This is a genomic window from Ruegeria sp. YS9 (genome assembly GCF_024628725.1).
Lineage (GTDB): Bacteria > Pseudomonadota > Alphaproteobacteria > Rhodobacterales > Rhodobacteraceae > Ruegeria > Ruegeria atlantica_C.
Map to the genome: position 1 here is coordinate 2,922,755 of NZ_CP102409.1, position 21,038 is coordinate 2,943,792.

22 protein-coding genes, 1 tRNA gene and 1 riboswitch are annotated in these 21,038 nt (G+C 59.3%); of the genes, 11 read left to right on the plus strand and 12 right to left on the minus strand.

Annotation, left to right across the window (positions count from 1 at the left end):
* Positions 1-632 precede the first annotated feature (632 nt).
* From NOR97_RS14810 to NOR97_RS14820, 3 genes are read left to right on the plus strand one after another with little or no spacing between them, the layout of a single operon-like run.
* The gene (locus NOR97_RS14810) at positions 633-836 is read left to right on the plus strand and encodes a helix-turn-helix domain-containing protein (protein WP_257599597.1); all 204 of its coding nucleotides are present in this window, start codon (positions 633-635) and stop codon (positions 834-836) included.
* Positions 836-1,339 carry a helix-turn-helix domain-containing protein gene (locus NOR97_RS14815; RefSeq protein WP_257599598.1) on the plus strand — a complete coding sequence of 168 codons (504 nt, stop codon included), beginning with the start codon at positions 836-838 and terminating at the stop codon, positions 1,337-1,339. The genes NOR97_RS14810 and NOR97_RS14815 overlap by 1 nt, the downstream gene beginning before the upstream one ends.
* The gene (locus tag NOR97_RS14820; RefSeq protein ID WP_257599599.1) at positions 1,320-2,381 is read left to right on the plus strand and encodes a tyrosine-type recombinase/integrase; all 1,062 of its coding nucleotides are present in this window, start codon (positions 1,320-1,322) and stop codon (positions 2,379-2,381) included. The genes NOR97_RS14815 and NOR97_RS14820 overlap by 20 nt, the downstream gene beginning before the upstream one ends.
* On the opposite strand, the gene NOR97_RS14825 is transcribed toward NOR97_RS14820, so the two are convergent.
* From NOR97_RS14825 to NOR97_RS14835, 3 genes are all read right to left on the minus strand, one after another.
* Positions 2,371-4,227, minus strand: a complete 1,857-nt coding sequence (locus NOR97_RS14825; RefSeq protein WP_257599601.1) for a 7-cyano-7-deazaguanine synthase — start codon at positions 4,225-4,227, stop codon at positions 2,371-2,373. The two genes, NOR97_RS14820 and NOR97_RS14825, sit on opposite strands and share 11 nt — an antisense overlap.
* Positions 4,205-4,981 (minus strand): hypothetical protein, encoded by a 777-nt coding sequence (locus NOR97_RS14830; RefSeq protein ID WP_257599602.1) that lies wholly within the window; start codon positions 4,979-4,981, stop codon positions 4,205-4,207. Before NOR97_RS14830 ends, NOR97_RS14825 begins: the two co-directional genes overlap by 23 nt.
* A gap of 145 nt (positions 4,982-5,126) precedes the next feature.
* Positions 5,127-5,202: transfer RNA gene (locus NOR97_RS14835), tRNA-Lys, on the minus strand.
* Positions 5,203-5,412: 210 nt separating this feature from the next.
* Here NOR97_RS14835 and dapF point away from each other — a divergent pair.
* Positions 5,413-6,255: a diaminopimelate epimerase gene (gene dapF / locus NOR97_RS14840; protein ID WP_257599603.1), complete on the plus strand. Its 843-nt coding sequence runs from the start codon at positions 5,413-5,415 to the stop codon at positions 6,253-6,255.
* Positions 6,252-7,508 carry a tRNA (N(6)-L-threonylcarbamoyladenosine(37)-C(2))-methylthiotransferase MtaB gene (gene mtaB, locus NOR97_RS14845; RefSeq protein WP_257599604.1) on the plus strand — a complete coding sequence of 419 codons (1,257 nt, stop codon included), beginning with the start codon at positions 6,252-6,254 and terminating at the stop codon, positions 7,506-7,508. The genes dapF and mtaB overlap by 4 nt, the downstream gene beginning before the upstream one ends.
* A gap of 22 nt (positions 7,509-7,530) precedes the next feature.
* Here mtaB and NOR97_RS14850 read toward each other — a convergent pair whose 3' ends face one another.
* The 4 genes from NOR97_RS14850 to petA form a co-directional block, all read right to left on the minus strand.
* Positions 7,531-7,947: a nuclear transport factor 2 family protein gene (locus NOR97_RS14850; protein WP_170347479.1), complete on the minus strand. Its 417-nt coding sequence runs from the start codon at positions 7,945-7,947 to the stop codon at positions 7,531-7,533.
* Positions 7,948-8,097: 150 nt separating this feature from the next.
* Positions 8,098-8,883 (minus strand): cytochrome c1, encoded by a 786-nt coding sequence (locus NOR97_RS14855; protein WP_257599605.1) that lies wholly within the window; start codon positions 8,881-8,883, stop codon positions 8,098-8,100.
* Between the two features lie 17 nt (positions 8,884-8,900).
* Entirely contained in the window at positions 8,901-10,232 is a 1,332-nt protein-coding gene (gene petB, locus NOR97_RS14860; protein WP_257599606.1) for a cytochrome b, read from the minus strand.
* Positions 10,233-10,247: 15 nt separating this feature from the next.
* A complete protein-coding gene (petA, locus tag NOR97_RS14865) occupies positions 10,248-10,832 on the minus strand; it encodes a ubiquinol-cytochrome c reductase iron-sulfur subunit (RefSeq protein ID WP_170347482.1) in 585 nt (194 codons plus the stop codon).
* A 461-nt stretch (positions 10,833-11,293) separates the two neighbouring features.
* Here petA and NOR97_RS14870 point away from each other — a divergent pair, with 461 nt between their 5' ends.
* A complete protein-coding gene (locus NOR97_RS14870; protein WP_257599607.1) occupies positions 11,294-11,740 on the plus strand; it encodes a cytochrome c family protein in 447 nt (148 codons plus the stop codon).
* A gap of 19 nt (positions 11,741-11,759) precedes the next feature.
* Here NOR97_RS14870 and NOR97_RS14875 read toward each other — a convergent pair whose 3' ends face one another.
* Positions 11,760-12,371 carry an FMN-binding negative transcriptional regulator gene (locus NOR97_RS14875; RefSeq protein ID WP_257599608.1) on the minus strand — a complete coding sequence of 204 codons (612 nt, stop codon included), beginning with the start codon at positions 12,369-12,371 and terminating at the stop codon, positions 11,760-11,762.
* 54 nt (positions 12,372-12,425) lie between these two features.
* Positions 12,426-12,625, plus strand: a riboswitch (FMN riboswitch).
* A 119-nt stretch (positions 12,626-12,744) separates the two neighbouring features.
* Here NOR97_RS14875 and NOR97_RS14880 point away from each other — a divergent pair.
* The 5 genes from NOR97_RS14880 to cobO all read left to right on the plus strand — a co-directional run bounded on the left by NOR97_RS14880 (position 12,745) and on the right by cobO (position 16,688).
* Positions 12,745-13,185: a 6,7-dimethyl-8-ribityllumazine synthase gene (locus NOR97_RS14880; RefSeq protein WP_257599609.1), complete on the plus strand. Its 441-nt coding sequence runs from the start codon at positions 12,745-12,747 to the stop codon at positions 13,183-13,185.
* Positions 13,186-13,304: 119 nt separating this feature from the next.
* On the plus strand, positions 13,305-14,405 hold the full coding sequence (gene aroC, locus NOR97_RS14885) for a chorismate synthase (protein ID WP_171725996.1): 1,101 nt from the start codon (positions 13,305-13,307) through the stop codon (positions 14,403-14,405).
* A complete protein-coding gene (locus NOR97_RS14890; protein WP_257599610.1) occupies positions 14,389-15,051 on the plus strand; it encodes an HD domain-containing protein in 663 nt (220 codons plus the stop codon). The genes aroC and NOR97_RS14890 overlap by 17 nt, the downstream gene beginning before the upstream one ends.
* 45 nt (positions 15,052-15,096) lie before the next feature.
* Positions 15,097-16,032 (plus strand): DMT family transporter, encoded by a 936-nt coding sequence (locus tag NOR97_RS14895; protein WP_257599612.1) that lies wholly within the window; start codon positions 15,097-15,099, stop codon positions 16,030-16,032.
* 56 nt (positions 16,033-16,088) lie between these two features.
* Complete coding sequence (gene cobO, locus NOR97_RS14900; RefSeq protein ID WP_257599614.1) at positions 16,089-16,688, plus strand: cob(I)yrinic acid a,c-diamide adenosyltransferase; 600 nt, start codon at positions 16,089-16,091, stop codon at positions 16,686-16,688.
* A 72-nt stretch (positions 16,689-16,760) separates the two neighbouring features.
* Here cobO and arsB read toward each other — a convergent pair whose 3' ends face one another.
* From arsB to NOR97_RS14920, 4 genes are read right to left on the minus strand one after another with little or no spacing between them, the layout of a single operon-like run.
* A complete protein-coding gene (gene arsB, locus NOR97_RS14905) occupies positions 16,761-17,783 on the minus strand; it encodes an ACR3 family arsenite efflux transporter (RefSeq protein ID WP_257599615.1) in 1,023 nt (340 codons plus the stop codon).
* Positions 17,780-19,045 carry an organoarsenical effux MFS transporter ArsJ gene (gene arsJ, locus NOR97_RS14910; RefSeq protein WP_257599616.1) on the minus strand — a complete coding sequence of 422 codons (1,266 nt, stop codon included), beginning with the start codon at positions 19,043-19,045 and terminating at the stop codon, positions 17,780-17,782. Before arsJ ends, arsB begins: the two co-directional genes overlap by 4 nt.
* Positions 19,042-20,040, minus strand: a complete 999-nt coding sequence (locus NOR97_RS14915; RefSeq protein WP_257599617.1) for an ArsJ-associated glyceraldehyde-3-phosphate dehydrogenase — start codon at positions 20,038-20,040, stop codon at positions 19,042-19,044. Before NOR97_RS14915 ends, arsJ begins: the two co-directional genes overlap by 4 nt.
* A complete protein-coding gene (locus NOR97_RS14920) occupies positions 20,037-20,864 on the minus strand; it encodes a helix-turn-helix domain-containing protein (RefSeq protein WP_257599618.1) in 828 nt (275 codons plus the stop codon). Before NOR97_RS14920 ends, NOR97_RS14915 begins: the two co-directional genes overlap by 4 nt.
* Positions 20,865-21,038: the final 174 nt, after the last annotated feature.

Consider the following 21,038-nt stretch of genomic DNA (forward strand, 5'->3'; position numbering starts at 1 on the left):
AGTCGCAACGTCAGATCAGAAGTTGGACGGGCATTTGGTTCACCATCAGCAATGCCCTCAACACCCGTTTGCGTTCATCCACCAAGTTTAGGCCTTCCTGGGTTCATCCCCTTGACCGGAGTCTGTCGTTCGCTGCACTATGACCAAATGTCAGCTTAGGGCCGAAAGCGCTCGTTCGTGGCGTTTGGCTGAAGGTCCGGAAAGTCCCGCAACTCGGTCATAGGCCCGTCCAACATTGCTGCGCCTCCAACGAAGGGCAGCTTTTCTTTCTGCAGCGCGACTAATGGTTGGTCGGGCAATTCTGCTGCTGGCCCATGCGATCCTTTCCCGGGACGAATTCTCCCGCGGTCCCTGAGACCGGCAACAATGAACAAGTCCCTGTATTCGGACATAATGATAGAGCTGGCGTCCAGACAACGGCCCACAAGGGTCAATGTCCGAGCGCCTTGTCACGCGATCTCGCCGATCTGTCACAAGTTTCGATCCGACGCTCATAAATATCAGCATGTTACCGGCCGCGGGTGTCACGACTTTCTCCTGCCTGACCACATACTTCCGGACCTTTGAGCCACACATTGATGCCATGAAGCCGGGCGTAACAACGCGCCCTGCAACGAAGCCGCGAGGCACTCATGGCGAAGATTACACAAGAGCAGTTGGCGCGGCGGTGGCACCTGTCGCCGCGAACGCTGGAACAATGGCGCTGGCTCGGGAAGGGACCGCGCTTTCTCAAGATCGGTTCGCGCGTCCTCTATGACGAGACCGAGATCGAGGCCTACGAGAACGCGCAAGTCTGCAAGAACACCAACGGCCCCCTGTCGCAGGAGGGCCGGTAATGGCACGCCGGCCATCACCTGCGCGCATCAAAACCCACCGCGTGTACGAGGTCTGGGAAGCGGCGGGCGCCCTGGGCGTTCACCGCCAGACCGTCATCAGGTGGATCCGGCAGCATGGGTTGCTGGCGGACATCAGCCGCAAGCCCTGGTTGATACAGGGTCGCGATCTCAAGGCCTTCCTGGGTCAGCGACGGAACCGCGGCAAATGCAAACTGGAACTGCACCATTGCTACTGCGTCGGGTGCAAGGGTCCCCGCGCGCCGGACGGCAAAATCGCGGATTACACGCAGCAGACAGCCACGAGCGGCCTGCTGTCCGCCCTGTGCCCTACATGCGGCAACATCATGAACAGGGCTGTTCGCCGTGCCGATCTCGACGCAATCCGGGCCAAAATCCAGGTCACAATCCAGAAGGCAAACACAAGATTAGTGTCCCCGGCAGAGCCCCCCTTGAATGTCACCTTGGAAGAGGACCGGAAGACCCATGTCAAAAAGCACTCGTGAGAACCTGCGCATCAAGCACAAGTACCTGGTCTGGCTCCAGGTTGCGAAAGGCCATTCGGAGGCAACGATCGACAAGACCGCAGCCGCGATCTCGGTTTACGAAGCCTTCCTCGGTGGCAGAGATTTTCGCGCCTTTCACTCCGAACGGGCCCGCGCCTTCAAACGGTACCTGGCGGCACAAAAGAACGCGCGGAGCGGAGCACCGCTGTCGCCGTCGACGATCAACAGTACCCTGCGGGAGGTGAAAGCCTTCTTCTTCTGGCTTGCTGATCAGCCCGGCTACAAGTCGAAGATTTCCCACTCCGACACCGACTACCTGACACCGGACCGAAAGTCCGAGGCAGCCCGGCGGTCGACCCTGTGGAAACCGCACCCTTCGCTGGCACAGGTGCAGCACCTGCTTGAACGGATGCCCACGAGCAGCGTGCTTCAGCGTCGAGACCGGGCCCTCGTGGCCTTTCTGTTTCTCACCGGCTCCCGGATCGGCGCAGGCATCGGTCTCCGCCTCGGTCATGTCGATCTGCAGAACGCCTGCGTTCAGTTCGACGGGCGCAGCGTCAAGACCAAGTTCGGCAAGTCCTTCACCACTGCCTTCTTCCCGATCGGTGGCCCGGCCGATCAGATCCTTCGCGACTGGATCGGGGAATTGCGCACCACCCATCTGTTCTCGGATGCGGACCCGCTGTTTCCCAAGACACGGGTCGGTGTTGACGGGTCCCGCAAGTTCGCCGCCCTTGGTATCGCACGCGAGCCATGGTCGAACCCGTCCAGCGCGGCGCGCATCTTCAAGCAGGCCTTCACCGATGCCGGGCTGTCGCCGTTCTCTCCGCACCGGGTGCGCGATACGCTGGCGGAACTGACCCGCGAGTATTGCCGCACTCCGGAGGACTACAAGGCCTGGTCGCAAAACCTTGGGCATGACAATGCCCTCACGACCTTCACCTCCTACGGGGCTGTCGGTCCCGGTCGCCAGATCGAGCTGATGGCCCGGTTCCGCAAGCGTGGGCCGCTCGGCGATGTTGACGTGGAGATCATCGAGTAGGTTTGGCTTTGGGGGCCACCCGAACCTCAACCAGGTCCGGGGCCAGCCGGTACCCGTGCCCGGGAACGCTTTCGATGATGGCCGTCCCACGGTCCTTGTCCAGGCCCGCCGATGCGAACTTCTTGCCCAGTTCGGTGCGCGACCGGTTCACCCTCTGCCGGACGCCTTCGTCGGAGGACAGGTTCAACATTTTGGCCAGCCGCCTTGCCGGGATCGCGGGGAAGTCGAACGGATCCAGCCCCTGCCCCGCGGCTTCAAGAAACGCATTGGACAGCACCAGAATCAGCCCCGCCGTTGCCCCCTTGGCGAGAACAACCACGCTGTCGACCGTGGCCGTTTCGCGGTTCCGGTCAATCACGATGGTCAGTTTCCGGGCCGGAGCCTGACCGCTCACGGCCCCCGGCACCCCGGCAAACAACCGTTCCCTCTGCGCCTCTCCGTACAGTCTCGGCAGGCTGTTTTCGGGAAAGGCGGCCAGCGAGCCAGACCCGCGAACGTTCTGCATCACACCCGCAACAGAGACGCCATGGCGTTTCAAGAGCTCGGCGATCATCGACAACGACGTCTTTGCCGGCTCGCCGAGGTTGCCCACGGCATCCAGAACGGCCGGGTAGTGCTGCGCCAGGACGTCCGCTGAGAGATGTTCGAATTGTTCGGCATTGCGGACATAGGACAGGGCGATCTCCTTGTCCTCGACCCGCTCTCTGCGCCCGTTCAACAGATCAACCCGGTAGGCCTCTTCCGGATCATAAGATTCCAGCCCTGCGGCCAACACTGCAAAACGCCGGTCGATACACTGGGAGCATCGGCCACAATGCACATGTTGCTTGGTCTGGTTGTGAACATCCGCGCAACTTCGGGTATGCCGGATTTGATCTGCCGCGCCCAATCGCGCAATCGTCGATACAACCTCCGTCTTCGTGCGCCAGAAGAACGGGTTGTCGGCCCTCATTCCGCCATCGAACACTTGTGACAGGAACCCTGTCATCAGGGTCAGGGTCCTGGGATGCGTGGTTCGTGTCGCACGGGTTCCCAACACGTTGCCGACCGGCGGCAGATTGAGGCTGACAATACCGTTCTCGTAAAACGACACGCGATCCCGCCCAAAAGCCTGCGCGGTCATCGCTCCCAACACTGCAAACAGGAAAGACCGGCTTCGATGCGTACCTTCCCTGGTTTTGCCCCCGACAAGCTGGATATGCACCGGAACATGGCGGGAGAGGTCCCTTCCATGTTCATCTGAGAGGTATTCCTGCAAGTGCCGTTGAACTGGCGCTATCTTGGTGGCCGAGAAATGACTGACCAGGGCAGTTCTCTGTTTTTGCTCGACGATCTCTTCGAGCGCACCTGCAAAGGAATCCAGACCACCGGAAAACATCAGAATGCGATCCGCTTTCCAAGCGCTCTTACCGCCGAACTTGAAAAACCGGTTTCGCTCCGCATCAGGATAGAGACGTGTGGTAAACGTGAACTCGAAGCGATCGCCACTCAGGAACATCAGCAGGTCTTCCAGAGCCTGTCCTACTCCGGCCCCCTGCCAATGTGGCAGGTCCCGAACCGGCATCTCCACCACGAACCGCCGATGCCACCGTTTGCCCATGTGATGAAGCGCGGGACCGCCGCGGCTCACGGCTGAATCCACCGCGTAGACCAATGCCGCGAGTTCGAGCAGATCCAGCGCCCGGTCTGGCAACCCGGCAACCATCTGCCGGTTCAGTTGTGAAATGCGAAGTGAAACGCCATGTTCCTGGCCATCAAGATCAAAACGCAGGACCTCGTCCCCGCCGGCCTTGGTCAGCGGAGCGAGGAGGCGAACCCGGTGCTCAGGCTGCGCGGCGCCGTCCAAGTTCCGACCTCATTTTCCTGAAGGCATATCGCGTGAAGCCGTTGATGGCCTCCTGATCCAGCCTCTGCTCTTTCCAGACGGTCTTGCCGTACCATCCGCCCGCGAACTCCTGCACGATCCGGGAGGCTTCGAACGTGTGCTGCGCCAGCGCCTGCTGGAACCTCACGCGTTCGGCATCGGAGGCGAACCTTTTATCCCTACCGGTGTGATTGGCCATCTCGCGGCTCAGGTAGTAATCCAGCGACCGGTAGGTGAGCCTGGCAAAGAAATCACGGGCCAAATGCGCAAAATTCTGACCGCTGCCCAAGGATGCCAGGGCTTGCCGGATTTCCACTGGCGTGGGCTCAAACAGCGTCGGCAGCCGGTCGTGAAGCTGGACCGACAGGCTTTCCAGCAATGCACCCTTTGCCAAGTCCCCCGCATCGGATGACCGGCCATGTTCAAACGTATTGCGGTCAATCGCCCGGCTCAACCCGGCCAACAGGTCCGCGACCGACTGCACATCGGCACCGTTGATGCCAAGTTCCTTCAGGAACGCATGATACTCGGGAGACCGCGCCTTGAGCGGTGCGTTGACCAGCAGGCGGGAAATGAACTGGAAACCCGGATCATCCGAGGCCCGCGCCAGATCCCGATCCGAGGCCCGCACCGCGGCTTCTGCAATCCGTTCGACCGGCGCATCCGCGTCCAGCAGGCTGACGACCTCGCGCCACTTCTTCGACTGCGGCAATGTCCCCAGCCTGATATGGCCCATACTTTCCCTCCCATTCACCCAAAGGTTGAATCGGGTAACATCGAAAAGCAACGAAAAAAGAAGAAAACCACGCCCACGCGCTTACCCTGCGCTTACCCGAGAAATGGTGGAGCGCGGAGGATTTCGCGTAAACTATTGAAAACAGTGGTGAGCCGTGCAGGATTCGAACCTGCGACCCACTGATTAAAAGTCAGTTGCTCTACCAACTGAGCTAACGGCCCACTCTTTTGTTGGATCTGATGATCCGTGGCGCTCTTTACGGCAATTCCCCAACCAGGTTCAAGCCCTTAATTTGCGCCTCGTTTCGCCGTAACAACGCGTGTTTCCGGCAACCCGATAGGCGGCCTAATTAGGCAGGTGGCGCTGGAGGGTCAACCCCTTTTTTGAGGAATTTTCGCGACAGGGTGGATTCATGTTCCGACCAACGATATATGCCCGCCATGCAACAGAGACTCGACACCGGATTGCCCTTCATCAAGATGCACGGGCTGGGCAATGACTTTGTCATCGTTGACGCACGCGCGCAGGATGCTCCGATCACACCGGCGCTGGCCAAAGGAATCGGGCATCGGCAATTTGGGGTGGGATTCGATCAGTTGGCCGTTATCGAAAATGGTGAAGCCGACGCGCATCTGGTGTTCTACAATTCCGATGGATCAACCTCTGCCGCCTGCGGCAACGCCACCCGCTGTATTGCACGATTGCTTATGGCTGAGACGGGTCGCTCTGCGCTGACGCTCACCACCGAACGCGGAACCCTTCATGCGCAGGATGCTGGCGATGGGCTTACTGCGGTCAACATGGGGCACCCGCAGCTGGACTGGCGCGAAATTCCGCTGGCAGAAGAGATGGACACGCTGGAATTGCCAATCGAAGGAACGCCGACGGCAACGGGAATGGGCAACCCGCATTGCACGTTCTTCGTTGAGAACGCCGAAGCGATCCCGTTGGCAGAGTTCGGTGCGCGTTACGAATACCACCCGCTTTATCCCGAACGCACAAATGTGCAGGTGGCACAAGTCATTGGCCCGGATCACATCCGTATGCGCGTATGGGAGCGCGGAGTTGGCATCACTCTGGCCTCCGGGTCTTCGTCCTGTGCAACGGCCGTAGCCGCCGCGCGACGGGGGCTGACCGGGCGCAAAGTACAGATCGATCTGGATGGCGGCACACTCTGGGTCGACTGGCGCGACGATGGTGTCTGGATGACCGGGCCGACGTGTCACGTTTTCTCTGGCACTCTGACGCCTGAATTTCTGAGGTCGCTGGGATGAACCCGCCCAAGTTCACCACATTGGGCTGCCGCCTGAACGCCTATGAAACCGAGGCGATGAAAGAGCTGTCGCAGCAGGCAGGTCTGACGGACGCTGTGGTGGTGAACACATGCGCCGTGACGGCTGAGGCCGTGCGCAAGGCCCGGCAGGAAATCCGCAAGCTGCGCCGCGAAAACCCGAATGCCCGGCTGATCGTCACCGGCTGCGCCGCCCAGACCGAACCCCAGACCTTTGCCGAAATGGCCGAGGTCGATGCGGTGATCGGCAACACGGAAAAGATGCGCCCCGAGACCTGGAAGGGCATGGCCGCCGATTTCATCGGCGAGACCGAGGCCGTGCAGGTCGATGATATCATGTCGGTCACCGAAACGGCAGGGCACCTGATCGACGGGTTCGGCACCCGCTCGCGCGCCTATGTGCAGGTCCAGAACGGCTGTGACCACCGCTGTACCTTCTGCATCATTCCCTATGGCCGGGGAAACTCGCGCAGCGTGCCGGCCGGTGTGGTGGTGGATCAGATCAAGCGGCTTGTCGACAAGGGCTATAACGAGGTCGTTCTGACCGGGGTCGATCTGACATCCTGGGGCGCCGACCTGCCCGCAAGCCCCAAGCTGGGCGATCTGGTGATGCGCATCCTCAAGCTGGTGCCGGATTTGCCACGCCTGCGGATCAGTTCGATCGATTCGATCGAAGTTGATGAGAATCTGATGCAGGCCATCGCGACCGAGCCACGCCTGATGCCGCACCTGCACCTGTCGCTTCAGCATGGCGACGATCTGATTCTGAAGCGCATGAAACGCCGCCATCTGCGCGACGACGCCATCCGCTTTGCCGAGGACGCACGCAAGCTGCGCCCCGACATGACCTTCGGCGCGGATATCATCGCAGGCTTCCCGACCGAGACGGAAGCGCATTTCGAAAACTCGCTGAAGCTGATCACCGACTGCGACCTGACCTGGCTGCATGTCTTCCCCTATTCCAAACGAGAAGGCACCCCGGCAGCCCGCATACCGCAACAGGTGAATGGAACGGTCATCAAGAATCGCGCTGCCCGCTTGCGTGCGGCAGGCGACGCTCAGGTCTCAAAGCACTTGTCGCAGCAAATCGGCAAGACCCATCACATCCTGATGGAAAACCCCCATATGGGCCGGACCGAGCAATTCACCGAAGTGTCTTTTTCGGCCCCCCGGACCGAGGGTGAGATCGTCACGGCGGCAATCACCGGTCACACTCAAACCCAGCTGATCGCGTGATGGCGTCGGCGGCCGACGGCATTCATTGCCCGGCCACGTCAGCAAGGGCGGCCGTGTCGTAGAATTCCTGATATTCGCAGACCCGGTCGCCGCGGAATCTGCAAATGACAACGACCGGCGTTTCGACCGTCTGGCCGCTGGCTTTGTGTGTCCATGCCGTGACACCCACACCGACGACCCGGTCGTCCTGGGCTATGGTGTCCTTCAACGTCCAGTGGACCATTTCGAAGGCATCCGTCAATTCCTTCAGATATTGATGCATCTGATCACGCCCGTTGCGGGCGCAACTGAAATCCAGCCCGTTTTTCCCGTCGCCAAGAGACCGAATGCAGAGATCCTCGGTCGTGTAGTCGTCCCACATGCTCGGATCCGAACCCTTGGATTCGTTCCATCTGGCAAAGGCCTCGCGCAGTTTCGCGGCATTCGACAAAGCGTTCATGACAATTCACTCCAAAATGACTTCTACAATGCAACCAGCGTCGTGCTGCACGGGGTTCGCGTCAAGGAACAAGTTGTCGAGCGGTTTCAAAGAAAAAGCCCCGCGCGACGCACGGGGCCTTTTGAATTTCCTTAAACCTACCCTGACGGATCAGGCGGATTTCTTGCCCTTATGCGGAGCCCACAGGCGCTTATTGACCAGATAGAGAAGCACCGACAGAACGGTCAGGAAGATCACGCCAACAAAGCCGGCGTTCTTGCGCTCCATCATCTTCGGCTCGGCCGCCCACATCAGGAACGCCGCGACGTCCTCGGACATGTGTTCGACCGAATTCGAATGCCCGTCAGCAAACTCGACCTGTTCATCCGCCAGCGGCGGCGCCATCGAGATCCAGCCTCCGGGGAAGGCTTTGTTCTCGTAGAGGACAGTGCCTGCCTCTTCCTTCTCTTCACCGGTGTAACCGTCCAGCAGAGAGGCGATGTATTCCGCGCCACCCATGCCTTTGACCAGCTGATTGATGCCCAGACCGTAAGGTCCGTGGAAGCCCGCGCGGGCTTTGGCCATCAGGCTCAGGTCCGGTGCGCCGGCACCGTTGTTGGCCGGGAAGTGGTCTGTCGGGATGGCCGGGCGGAAATCGTCCAGCTCGGGGTCGAACACTTCGAAGTTGCCCGCTGCATAAGCGATGACTTCTTCTTCCGAATAGCCCAGCGCTTCCAGATCGCGCAGGGGCACATATTTCAGGCCGTGGCAGGCCGCGCAGACCTCGGTATAGATCTGAAGGCCGCGTTGCAGCTGGTGCTTGTCCCAGGTGCCGAAGGGCCCCTCGAACGAGAACGCGAAATCTTCGATATGCTGCTCACCGCCACCTGCCGCGAAGGTCGAGGCGGGCGCAAGGGCCAGAGCAAACGCGGCGCCGATTGCAAGTTTCTTGAACATGTTTCCGGTCCCTCTTCTTACTCGGCCGGCGTGGCGTCGGCGTCAGCCTTGCCATAATGCGCGTTGAAGTCTTCTTCGATGGTCTCGGGCTGGGCCAGAGGCTTCTCGATCACTCCGAGGATCGGCAGGATCACGAAGAAATAGGCGAACCAGTAGGCGGACGCGATCAGCGAGAAGGTCGCATAGGGCTCTTCCGCGGGCATCGCACCCAGCCACATCAGGGCAAAGAAGTCGATGACCAGCAGGTAGAACCACCATTTGAACATCGGACGGTACTTGCCCGAACGTACGTTCGAGGTGTCCAGCCAGGGCGCCAGCGCCATGGCCAGGATCGCACCGAACATCGCCAGAACACCGAAGAACTTGGCATCGATGATGCCGCCGGTGATGAAGCTGGCGAACTGAACGACCCAGACCTCACCGGTGAAGGCGCGCAGGATCGCGTAGAACGGCAGGAAGTACCATTCGGGAACGATGTGTGCAGGTGTCACCAGCGGGTTGGCTTCGATGTAGTTGTCCGGGTGGCCCAGATAGTTCGGCATGTAGCCGACGATGGCCCAGAACACGACCAGGATCACGGCCAGTGCGAACAGGTCCTTGATCACGAAATACGGCCAGAACGGCAGCGTGTCTTTCTCGGCCTCGGCTTTCGATCCACGGCGCACTTCAACACCTGTGGGGTTGTTGTTGCCGGTGGTGTGGAAGGCCCAGATATGAACGATGACCAGCGCCGCGATGATGAACGGCAGCAGGTAGTGCAGCGAGAAGAAGCGGTTCAGCGTGGCGTTGTCCACGGCAGGTCCGCCCAGCAACCAGGTTTGCAGCGCATCACCGACAAACGGGATCGCACCAAACAGGCCGGTGATCACGGTCGCACCCCAGAAGGACATCTGACCCCAGGGCAGAACATAGCCCATGAAGGCGGTGCCCATCATCATCAGATAGATCAGCATACCGATGATCCATGTGATTTCACGCGGGGCTTTGTACGAGCCGTAGAACAGGCCGCGGAATATGTGGATGTAAACCGCAACAAAGAACAGCGACGCGCCGTTCATGTGCAGATAGCGGATAAAGTGACCGCCATTCACGTTGCGCATGATGTGTTCGATGCTGGCGAAGGCCAGATCGACATGCGGGGTATAGTGCATCACCAGTACGATGCCGGTGACGATTTGCAGCGCCAGGCAGAACGCCAGAACGATGCCCCAGATCCACCACCAGTTCAGGTTCTTGGGGGTTGGAATCATGAGCGTGTCGTACAGCAGGCCGACAATCGGCAGACGGCTGTTCAGCCATTTCTCGCCGTTTGTCTTCGGCTCGTAATGATCGTGGGGAATTCCGGACATAAGTTTGGGTCTCCCTTAGCCGAGTTTGATTGTGCTGTTGTCCACCCATTCTGCGGGCGGGACAGGCAGGTTCTCAGGCGCGGGGCCTTTACGGATACGACCGGCGAGGTCGTAGTGCGAGCCGTGGCACGGGCAGAACCAGCCACCGAAGTCGCCGGCATCCCCCAGAGGCACACAGCCCAGGTGCGTACATACGCCCATCTGCACGATCCAGGCACCCGGTGCTTCGCCCTCCGGAGACGGCATGACGCGGTTTGCGTCAGTCGCGGGCGCATCGGCGCTCAGGTTGAAGTTGCGAGCCAGCGGATCTGGCAGCGCATCAACGCCTTCGGCGTCCTGTTCCTGGGCTTCCTGAATCTCGGCACCTGTGCGATGACGGATGAAAACAGGTTTCCCCAGCCATTTTACCGTCAGTTGCGTGCCCGGCTCGACGCCGCTCACATCCACACGGATCGAGGACAGCGCCTGAACGTCTGCCGATGGGTTCATTTGGTTGATCAGGGGCCATACGGCTGCACCCGTTGCAACGACACCTGCGCCGCCAGCGACGTAGTACAGGAAATCTCTGCGGGTGCCTTCGTGGTCTTCTGCGTGGGACACGAGGTTATCTCCGATTATCTGGCGCCCGCGGACGGGCAAATAGCTCGCGCACCGCACGAATGCGGTGTCTTAACCGCGCTTACTATCGGGGAGAATAGTGTTCGTCCAGCGTTCATAAATGCGCAATACGCCGCATGTGTCCCTTCATGCACATGACGAGGGGCTTTTTTTGGTGAATCTTGCCCGCAACTTTGCCTGCGACTTCGAATCACCGGGGGATGATTCGAACTACGACCCCGCTTTGCAGCCGCAATCCGGCCCGATTCTGACCACCAGACCGTCAGTCATCTGAGGGCGTATTCTGGACAATCAGCATCACGAAGCAACGATTGTTTGCCGGGAAAATCATATCCGCCAAATAGATGATTTAAATTGAAAATTGAGCGCAATATCGCAGTTGCACTTTTTGCGCGAATACCGGACAGCGCAAAAAACGCGCGAACTCCTGCAAGGAGACCCCTATGTCAAAAGTCACTTCGGCCGCTGCGATGTTCACATTGGCGTTGGCCACGCAATCCTTTGCCGCAGGCGATCCGGCGAAAGGTGAAGCCATGTATAACCGCTGCTCCTCGTGTCATGCGATCATCAAGGACGGTGAAGTCCTGGTCAAAGGCGGAATCACCGGCCCGAATCTCTATGGCGTCGTCGGACGTGTCGCCGGGTCCGAAAAAGACTATCGCTATGGCAGCGCGCGCCTGCCGGTCGGCATGTTCACTGACGATATGATCCGTGCCGGCGAAGAAGGTCTGATCTGGACCGAAGAAAACATCGCCGCCTATTCCAAAGACCCCATCGGTTTCATCAAAGAGTATCTGGATGACGAAACCGCCCGCCCGAACATGAGCGTCAAGCTCAGAAAAGGCGCGGAAGATATCGCCGCCTATCTGGCAACTTTCAGTTCCGAGTAATCCTGTTTCCCGGTGCTGGTTACGCCTTGTGCATCAAGGCGGCCAGCTGACCGGTTTCACTGCCAAATCCGTTGGGCACATTATCGGCAGCAGCGATTCTTGCCTCCTCCGGCTTGTTCTGGCCCAGTTTCCAGGTGCCCTGGATATCCTCTACCTGCATCCGGCATGGAACGATCATCCGCATCATTCTGGCCAAGGCGTCATCAGACATTTTCCCGGTGACCCATGGCGCTTTGGGCAGCAGTCGATCTTCAAAGAATGCAGATTGTCGGTCCAGCAAATCACGCAACTCGTCCTGCGGGCGCAGCTCAAGCCTTCCGGTCAGGTGCACGGCAACATAGTTCCATGTTGGAACCTGATCCGCGACACCGTACCAGTCGGGCGAGACATAGCCATCAGGTCCCTGCACAGCGATCCTGACCACTTTCGGCCCGCACAGCATACGGACAATCGGGTTTGATCGCACCAGATGAAGATCGGCCACCGCACCGTCCTCAGACAGCAGAAAGGGCACGTGACTGATCAATGGTGCGCCGTCGTCGGAAATCGCCAGAACGCCAAAAGCCCGGTCACGGGCGAATTCAATATGACGCGCACGATCCTCGGCGCGGAAGGCTGGATTTGGGTGCATGGGCGACCTCCTGCCAAATCTCTTGCAGATGGGGTTGGTTCTTGGCAAGGTCTGCCTCGTTCTCAGGGCGGGGTGGAATTCCCCACCGGCGGTATGCGGGCGATGACCCGTAAGCCCGCGAGCGGCTCTGCCGTGACCACGATCCGAAAGGCAGAAGCCGGCATTCGGACAAAGCGTGGAACCACGAACGAGTGTCAGCAGATCTGGTGAGAGGCCAGAGCCGACGGTCAAAGTCCGGATGGAAGAGAACGTGCAAGCCGTGCCGGTGAACCGGCGCGCCTGCTCGTGATCGCCTTGGGTGACGTGTCATGCCGGGCTGGCAGCGAAACCGTTCGCAACCGCCAGCAGGCCACCAAACTGAAAGGAGACCACGATGACACACACCCGCTATGCTTTTGTCAAAGCCAACTGGCATTCCGACATCGTCGACCGCGCGCTTGACGGATTTCTTGAATTGATCCCGGCCGATCAGGTCGATGTTTTCGACGTACCCGGTGCGTTCGAGATGCCGCTGCTGGCCCGCGATCTGGCCCAAACCGGCCGCTACGCCGCTGTCGCCTGCGCCGCATTTGTCGTGGATGGCGGCATTTACCGTCACGACTTCGTGGCCCAGGCCGTCGTGGACGGTTTGATGCGCGCCGGCATGGATACAGGCGTGCCGGTCCTGTCCGTTTCCCTGACGCCGCACCAGTACCAGGAGACGGAACACCACAACGCCATCTACCGTGCGCATTTTGTCGAGAAAGGCCGCGAAGCCGCACAAGCCGCGCTGAAAATCACAGCGACCCGAGCGGTGCTGACGCAGGCTGCCTGATCTTCATCTTTTCAAAAATACTCATTCGCGCCACCGCAAGGTGGCGCCCACCAATTCGCAAATCCGCTTGAGGCCAAGGGCCTTGCCCGCTAATCACGACGCTCAAAGGAGCACGCCCCATGTCGATGAACAGTTTTGGCCATCTATTCCGTGTCACCACCTGGGGTGAAAGCCATGGACCCGCTTTGGGCGCCACTGTTGACGGCTGCCCGCCGGGTGTCACGATCGACGAGGGCATGATTCAGCACTGGCTGGACAAGCGCAAACCGGGGCAGAACAAGTTTACCACCCAGCGGCGCGAACCCGATCAGGTGAAAATCCTGTCCGGCGTGTTCGAAGGGCAAACCACCGGAACGCCTGTGCAGCTGATGATCGAGAACACCGATCAGCGCTCGAAAGACTATGGCGATATCATCGACAAGTTCCGTCCAGGGCACGCCGATATCACATATTGGCAGAAATACGGAATCCGGGATTATCGCGGCGGCGGGCGCAGCTCGGCACGGGAAACAGCATCACGTGTTGCAGCAGGTGGACTGGCGCGTGAAGCGATCAAACAGATCGCGCCCAACGTGCAGATCACCGGCTACATGACCCAGATCGGGCCGCATAAGATCGACCGCGCCAACTTCGACTGGTCCCAGATCGAACAGAACCCGTTCTGGACGCCCGATGCATCCGCCGCAGAAGACTGGGCCGCGTACCTGGATGATCTGCGCAAGTCCGGCAACTCGGTCGGGGCCGTGGTCGAAGTCGTTGCGCGCGGCGTCCCCGCCGGGATCGGGGCGCCGGTTTATGCTAAGTTAGACACTGATCTGGCCGCAGCGATGATGTCGATCAATGCCGTCAAAGGCGTCGAGATCGGCGAGGGCATGGCCGCGGCTGAACTGACGGGCGAGGCCAATGCCGACGAAATCTTCATGGGACAGAACGGCCCGCAATACAGCTCGAACCATGCGGGCGGGATTCTCGGCGGTATCTCGACCGGGCAGGACATCGTCGTGCGCTTTGCGGTCAAGCCGACCTCGTCGATCCTGACCACGCGCAAAACCATCACCAAATCAGGCGAAGAGACCGAGATCATCACCAAGGGCCGTCACGACCCCTGCGTCGGTATCCGCGCTGTTCCAGTGGGTGAGGCGATGATGGCCTGCGTGATCCTCGACCACCTTCTGCTGCATCGCGGCCAGATCGGAGAGAACCGTGGACGGATCGGCTGATCTGCGCACCCGCCTGCGTGCTGTGGTCGCACATCGCATGGAAACGGATCCGGCCCATGATCTGGCCCATCTTGATCGTGTGTGGACCAACGCCCGGGCCATCGCGGATGATCAAGCCGATATGTCCGTGCTGCTGGCGGCAAGTTATCTGCACGATCTTGTAAATCTGCCCAAGGACGATCCCGACCGGCATCTTGCCTCGCGCAGATCCGCAACGGAATCAGAGCCTATTCTTAAGGAAATCGGGTTTGAAGCCGATCAGATCCGCGCGATCCAGCACGCGATCGAAGCCCATAGTTTTTCGGCCAATATCCCCCCTGAAACGATCGAGGCGCGCATTCTGCGCGATGCGGACCGGCTTGACGCCCTGGGCGCCATCGGCATCGCCCGCAACTTTTCCGTTTCCGGAGCCTTGGGGCGCACTCTTTATGACCCGGCAGATCCTTTTGCCCAAGTCCGGCCACTGGACGACCTTCATTTCTCGCTCGACCATTGGAAGGTGAAGCTGCTGCGGCTGCCGGGTGACATGCTAACCGAAACCGGCCGACTGATTGCCGAGCAACGCACCGCGCGCATGATCCGCTTTCTTGAAGAATTCGCCGAAGAGATCGGCTGCTCCTTGCCGCAATCCTGGGTGAATTGCTGAACCCACCCGTTGATCTTTGCCCGGCAAAGGCGCAGGTTCGCGCCGATGACAAAACCCTTAACTTCGCATCGACCTCTGCTTGCGGTAACGCTGAAGCTGTGCGCCTTGTTCCTGTTCACGTCGATGTCCGCGCTGGTCAAAGCACTGTCGGATGAGTTCCCACCGGGCCAATTGGTGTTTTTTCGGTCCCTTTTCGCAATCCCCGTGATCATTCTTTGGCTCATCGCGCGAGGGGAGTTGTCGAAAGGCTTTGTGGTCAAGAAACCCATGGGCCATTTCTGGCGTGGCGTTCTGGGGACCAGCGCCATGGGTCTTACCTTTACCGGCCTCAGCCTGCTGCCGCTGCCCGAAGTCACCGCAATCGGCTATGCGACGCCGATCTTCACCCTGATTCTGGCCGCCGTCATGCTGGGCGAACGCATTCGGCTTATCCGTATCGGCGCTGTAGCTTTGGGTCTGCTGGGCGTCCTGATCATGATCTGGCCACGTCTTGGCACCACCGAGATGGAGGTCGCCACCACCATCGGCGCGTTATGCGTGTTGGGCGCAACCCTCGCCCGTGCCTTCGTTCAGATCCATATCCGGCAATTGGTCAAGGTCGATCACCCTGCGGCCATCGTGTTCTATTTCTCGATGACCGCGACGCTTCTGTCCGCGCTGACAGCGTTCTGGGGATGGACGATGCCCACGTGGAATCAGGCTCTGATCATGGTCATGATGGGCCTGATCGGCGGCGTTGCGCAGATTTTGGTCACATCCTCCTATCGGTTTGGCCAGGCCTCGATGCTGGCACCTTATGACTATGCAACCATGCTGTTTGCGATCGTGATCGGCTATGTCTGGTTCGACGAACTGCCAACGCTTGCAATCCTGATCGGGGCCGCACTGGTGATCGCAGGCAATGCTGTCGTCATCTGGCGCGAACACCAGTTGGGGCTGGAGCGCGGCAAGGTCCGGTCGGTTACGGACCCCAAAGCATGACTTTACCTTTTGCAATCTTCCCCTAGGTTGGGCCGAACAGTCAAAGAGGTTCCCAAATGAGCGACGCGCAGGATCACAAGGAAAAGATGCAGAAGGTGCAGGCCCAGCACCGCAAGAAAGTGTCCGAGGCCGTGGATCCTGGCCGTGGTCTGGTCTTGATCAATACCGGCAAGGGCAAAGGCAAGTCCTCGGCCGCGTTCGGCGTGGTCATTCGCGCTTTGGGCTGGGGCCAGAAGGTTGGCGTGGTGCAGTTCATCAAGGGCAAGTGGAAAACCGGCGAGCGCCGTTTCTTCGAAGAGCGCGATCTGGTGACATGGCATACGATGGGCGAAGGTTTTACCTGGGACACGCAGGATCGTGAGCGCGATATTGCTGCTGCCAATGCCGCCTTCGACAAGGCATGTGCCCTGATGTCCAGTGGCGAATACGATCTGGTTGTGCTGGACGAGATCAACATCGCCTTGCGCTACGAATACCTGACGGTCGAACAGGTCATCGCGGGTTTGAACGCACGCTCGGACAAGACCAGCGTATTCCTGACCGGGCGTGATGCACCGCAAGCGCTGCGTGACTATGCCGACCTGGTCACGGAAATGACCGAGGAGAAACACCCGTTCCAGGCGGGTATCAAGGCCCAGCGCGGCGTGGATTTCTGAAGCTACGTGAGGTGTGATTCTGGCGGTGCGCAGCCGCCAGTTATGACAGCCGTTCTGCTGCGTTGAACAATCCTATCGTGTCGCAGGTTCCGGAAAACGCTGGCGTGTTCGGTTGGCGAAAGCCACAAGCGACAGCATCACCGGCACTTCGACCAGGACCCCCACAACCGTCGCCAGTGCCGCGCCTGAATGAAGACCGAACAAGCTGATTGCGACGGCAACGGCCAGTTCGAAGAAGTTCGATGTCCCGATCATGGCACAGGGCGCTGCGATCCGGTGGGGAACCTTCAGCGCAAAAGCCGCGCCATAGGCAATGGCAAAAATACCGTAGCTTTGGATCAGAATGGGAACGGCGATCAACACGATGACCGTGGGTTTCGCCAGAATGGTCTGACCTTGCAGGCCGAACAGGATAACCACGGTTGCGATCAATCCCATGACGGACCACGGTTTCACCCGCGCTGAAAAGGCTTCTATCGCCTGTTTAGAGCCTAATCTGCGGCGGGTGATCAACCCGGCGATTAGCGGCAGCACCACATAAAGGACCGTGGCCAAAACCAAAGTCTGCCATGGCACTTCGATGTCAGTGACCCCCAGCAAAAAGGCCACGATCGGCGCAAATGCCACGACCATGATCAGATCATTGACCGAGACCTGAACCAGGGTGTAGGTCGCGTCGCCTTTGGTCAGTTGCGACCACACGAACACCATGGCGGTACAAGGGGCGGCCCCCAGCAGGATCAGACCGGCGGTGTATTGCGCAGCATCTTCGGGCGCGATCCAGGGCGCGAAGACATAGTCGAAAAACAGAACGGCCAGCAGTGCCATGGTGAAAGGTTTTATCAGCCAGTTCACCACCAGCGTCACAATCAGACCACGCGGCTGGCGGGCAACCCCGGCGACTGCACCGAAATCGACGTTGACCATCATCGGATAGACCATTGCCCAGATCAGCACCGCCACCACCAGGTTGACGCTGGCAACTTCGGCGCTTGCCACCAGTTGCACCAGCCCCGGCGCGGCCAGTCCGATCAGGACACCACCGATCATCGCAAGTGCAACCCAGATCGTGAGATACCGTTCAAAAATGCTCATGATAACGCCTCGGAAGTTTGATCCATAAGTTTGGCGGACGTCAGCGCAGCAAGGCCAACCATCACGGCCGCCGTGCCCAGCACCAGGGGCAGCCCCCCGACCTGATAGGTCAGGCCGGACAAAACGGTTCCGGCCAACCGCCCCGTCGCATTTGCCATATAGTAAAAGCCGACATCCATCGTCACACGCTCGGACCGGGTGAAGGCAAGGATCAGATAGGAATGCAGCGATGAGTTGACCGCGAAGATCGCACCAAAGACCAAAAGCCCGGCGACAAGCGTCAGGGTCAGCCAGGTCTCGGGCCCATTTGACAGCAAAACAGCCAGTGTCAGAGCCGCAGGAACACAAAACAGGATCGCCGCCCATCTGCGTGCGGCGCGGATCAGATCACCTTCGGTTCGATCTGACGCACGAAGAATCCTTGGCGCGTTGGCTTGCACGGCGCCATAGAGGATGATCCACACAGCCATGAATGTTCCGATCATGAAGAACGCGGCCCGATTGCCCTCTTCGGTGCCATCTGAAAGAACAGCATAGAAATAGATCGGGATGCCGACCACGAACCAGACGTCCCGCGCGCCGAACAGGAAGACACGCGCCGCGGACAACCAGTTCACATTCGCGGATTTTGAAAAAACCTCAGAGAGTTTTGCACCCTTGCGCCCCTTCGGCAGGCCCTCTGGCATGAACAGCATCACTGCGACCAGAATCACCGCCAGAACGGCGGCCATGGCAAGCACTGCCGGTAGGAAGCCCAGCGTTGCAAGCATGGCTGCACCCAACAGGAATCCCAGCCCTTTGACCGCGTTTTTCGAACCCGTCAGAACCGCAACCCACCGAAACAACGCGCCTCCTTCGGATGGAGCCAGCAATTTGACCGCCGATTTCGAAGACATCTTGGCCAGATCCTTGGCCACTCCGCTGGCCCCTTGCACGATCATCACAAAAGTGACCGAAGCCGCGACGGTCCAGTTCGGGTCAAGCTGCGTCATGGCAAGCAACGCGACAATCTGCACCCCCAGCCCCGCATAGAGGGTCGAGGTCAGCCCGAACCGCGCGGCGATCCAACCGGCAGACAGGTTGGTGACTATCCCGGCGACTTCATAGAGCACAAACAGATAGGCAAGCTGAACCGGCGAGAAACCCAGGGTGTGAAAGTGCAACAGCACCAGCATCCTGAGCGCCCCGTCGGTCAGCATGAAGGCCCAATAGGCAGCCGTGACCGCGATATAGGCCGACAGTCCTGCGGGCCGTTGCCTCACAATGATGCCCCGACCATCAATGCGACATCCACCAGCCGGTGCGCATAGCCCATCTCGTTGTCGTACCACGCATAGATTTTCACCTGCGTCCCGTTCACAACCATGGTCGAGGGCGCATCGACGATCGAAGAGCGTTCGTCATTGGTATAATCGGTGGACACCAGCGGACGCGTCTCATATCCCAAAATGCCCTTCAGTTCACCCTCGGCAGCGGTTTTGAAGAAGGCGTTGACCTCTTCAACCGTGGTTTCACGCTCAACCTCGAACACGCAATCGGTCAGCGAGGCGTTCAGCAATGGCACCCGAACCGCGTGGCCGTTCAAACGACCTTTGAGTTCCGGATAGATCAGCGTGATGGCCGTGGCCGAGCCGGTCGTGGTCGGGATCAGAGAGTTCAGGGCCGAGCGTGCGCGCCTGAGGTCCTTGGCAGGCCGGTCCACGATTGTCTGCGTATTGGTTACGTCGTGAATCGTCGTCATCGATCCATGGCGGATGCCCAGGTTTTCGTGAATGACCTTTACGACAGGCGCAAGACAGTTTGTCGTGCACGAGGCCGCCGTCACGATCCTATGCGCCGCAGGGTCGTAAGTTTCGTCATTTACACCCATGACGATATTGGCCGTCGGCCCGTCCTTGACCGGAGCAGAGACAACAACCTTCTTTACCCCAGCGTCAAAATACGGTGCCAGCTTCGCTTCGGTCTTGAACACGCCGGTACAGTCGATCACCACGTCAACACCGTCCAGCGGCAACGCGCTCAGGTCTTTGGTGCCAATGAATGGCAGACGGGTTCCGTTGACCGTGATGCTGTCTGCGTCATGGTCGAATTCCGCGTCCCAGCGCCCATGCACGGTGTCGAATTCCAGCAGATGCGCATGCATCTCGGGATCACCGACGGCATCGTTGATCCAGGCAATCTTTGCGCCTTTTTCAAGCAAGGGCTTCAGGGCCAGTTTTCCCATACGGCCAAGGCCGTTCAGTGCGTAGGTGGTCATTTCGTTTCCTCGGTAGGCGTACGCCCGATTTCATCGACGGCGGATTGCAATGCGATCCGGTCAAGGCTTTCGACCGGCAATGATGAAAAGGCCTGAATTCGACGCTTCAGTGCGCCATAGGCGGTTTGAAAGGCCAGGCTTTTCTCGGCGTCGGTGCCTTCGGCCTTGACCGGGTCTTCCACGCCCCAATGGCCACTTATCGGTTGGCCCTCCCAAGCCGGGCATTCCTCGTTGGCGGCCTGATTGCAGACAGTAAAGACAAAATCCATGGCAGGTGCTTCCGGCACCGAAAACTCGGACAGAGTCTTCGGCCGCAGGGCCGAGATATCGTGCCCCTTGTCGCGCAGAACCTGCACCGCAAAGGGATTGAGTTCTGAACTGGGCCGTGTCCCGGCCGAATAGACGTTGAACCGGTCGCCGCCGATCTCTCGCAGCAAGGATTCGGCAAAAATCGAACGTGCGGAGTTTCCGGAACAGATGAACAGCACATTGAACTTTCGGTTCGTCGCGGTGTCTTTGGGAAAGGGCATGCAGATATCCGGGCGGCCACGGCAGCAATCCACGATCAGGAAATCGAGCATTTTCTGCACATTCTTCATTTCAATCGAATAGAGCAGAGACGTCCCGGATCGTTCCTGTTTCACCAATCCCGACCGCTGCAAAGCACTCAGGTAGTTCGACATGGTGCTGGGTTTGATATCCAGCTCCGCCGCCAGCTCGCCCGCGGGAATCCTGTCAGGAAACCGTCGCATCAACATGCGAAACACGGTGATGCGCTGCGGGTGGCCAAGAATGGTCAATTGATCGGTTATCTGTTCTATCATATTTCATGAATTATTGAAATATATAGAGTGAGTCAATTTCATTCCGCGTCGTCACAAAAAATTCACGGACCAGAGCGCCAATTTGAAAGGTTGGCCGCAGGCTTTCGGCTCACAACTTGAGGCCCGACCGTGCTGAACAAGGCCGAAACGGTTACAACCGGGCTTGCAGGCGCC

Bases quoted from the DNA above. Each gene is read 5' to 3' on its own strand.
- NOR97_RS14810 (WP_257599597.1), top strand. From the start codon at position 633: ATGGCGAAGATTACACAAGAGCAGTTGGCGCGGCGGTGGCACCTGTCG.
- NOR97_RS14815 (WP_257599598.1), top strand. From the start codon at position 836: ATGGCACGCCGGCCATCACCTGCGCGCATCAAAACCCACCGCGTGTAC.
- NOR97_RS14820 (WP_257599599.1), top strand. From the start codon at position 1,320: ATGTCAAAAAGCACTCGTGAGAACCTGCGCATCAAGCACAAGTACCTG.
- NOR97_RS14830 (WP_257599602.1), bottom strand. From the start codon at position 4,981: ATGGGCCATATCAGGCTGGGGACATTGCCGCAGTCGAAGAAGTGGCGC.
- dapF (WP_257599603.1), top strand. From the start codon at position 5,413: ATGCCCGCCATGCAACAGAGACTCGACACCGGATTGCCCTTCATCAAG.
- mtaB (WP_257599604.1), top strand. From the start codon at position 6,252: ATGAACCCGCCCAAGTTCACCACATTGGGCTGCCGCCTGAACGCCTAT.
- NOR97_RS14850 (WP_170347479.1), bottom strand. From the start codon at position 7,947: ATGAACGCTTTGTCGAATGCCGCGAAACTGCGCGAGGCCTTTGCCAGA.
- NOR97_RS14855 (WP_257599605.1), bottom strand. From the start codon at position 8,883: ATGTTCAAGAAACTTGCAATCGGCGCCGCGTTTGCTCTGGCCCTTGCG.
- petB (WP_257599606.1), bottom strand. From the start codon at position 10,232: ATGTCCGGAATTCCCCACGATCATTACGAGCCGAAGACAAACGGCGAG.
- NOR97_RS14870 (WP_257599607.1), top strand. From the start codon at position 11,294: ATGTCAAAAGTCACTTCGGCCGCTGCGATGTTCACATTGGCGTTGGCC.
- NOR97_RS14875 (WP_257599608.1), bottom strand. From the start codon at position 12,371: ATGCACCCAAATCCAGCCTTCCGCGCCGAGGATCGTGCGCGTCATATT.
- NOR97_RS14880 (WP_257599609.1), top strand. From the start codon at position 12,745: ATGACACACACCCGCTATGCTTTTGTCAAAGCCAACTGGCATTCCGAC.
- aroC (WP_171725996.1), top strand. From the start codon at position 13,305: ATGTCGATGAACAGTTTTGGCCATCTATTCCGTGTCACCACCTGGGGT.
- NOR97_RS14895 (WP_257599612.1), top strand. From the start codon at position 15,097: ATGACAAAACCCTTAACTTCGCATCGACCTCTGCTTGCGGTAACGCTG.
- cobO (WP_257599614.1), top strand. From the start codon at position 16,089: ATGAGCGACGCGCAGGATCACAAGGAAAAGATGCAGAAGGTGCAGGCC.
- arsB (WP_257599615.1), bottom strand. From the start codon at position 17,783: ATGAGCATTTTTGAACGGTATCTCACGATCTGGGTTGCACTTGCGATG.
- NOR97_RS14915 (WP_257599617.1), bottom strand. From the start codon at position 20,040: ATGACCACCTACGCACTGAACGGCCTTGGCCGTATGGGAAAACTGGCC.
- NOR97_RS14920 (WP_257599618.1), bottom strand. From the start codon at position 20,864: ATGATAGAACAGATAACCGATCAATTGACCATTCTTGGCCACCCGCAG.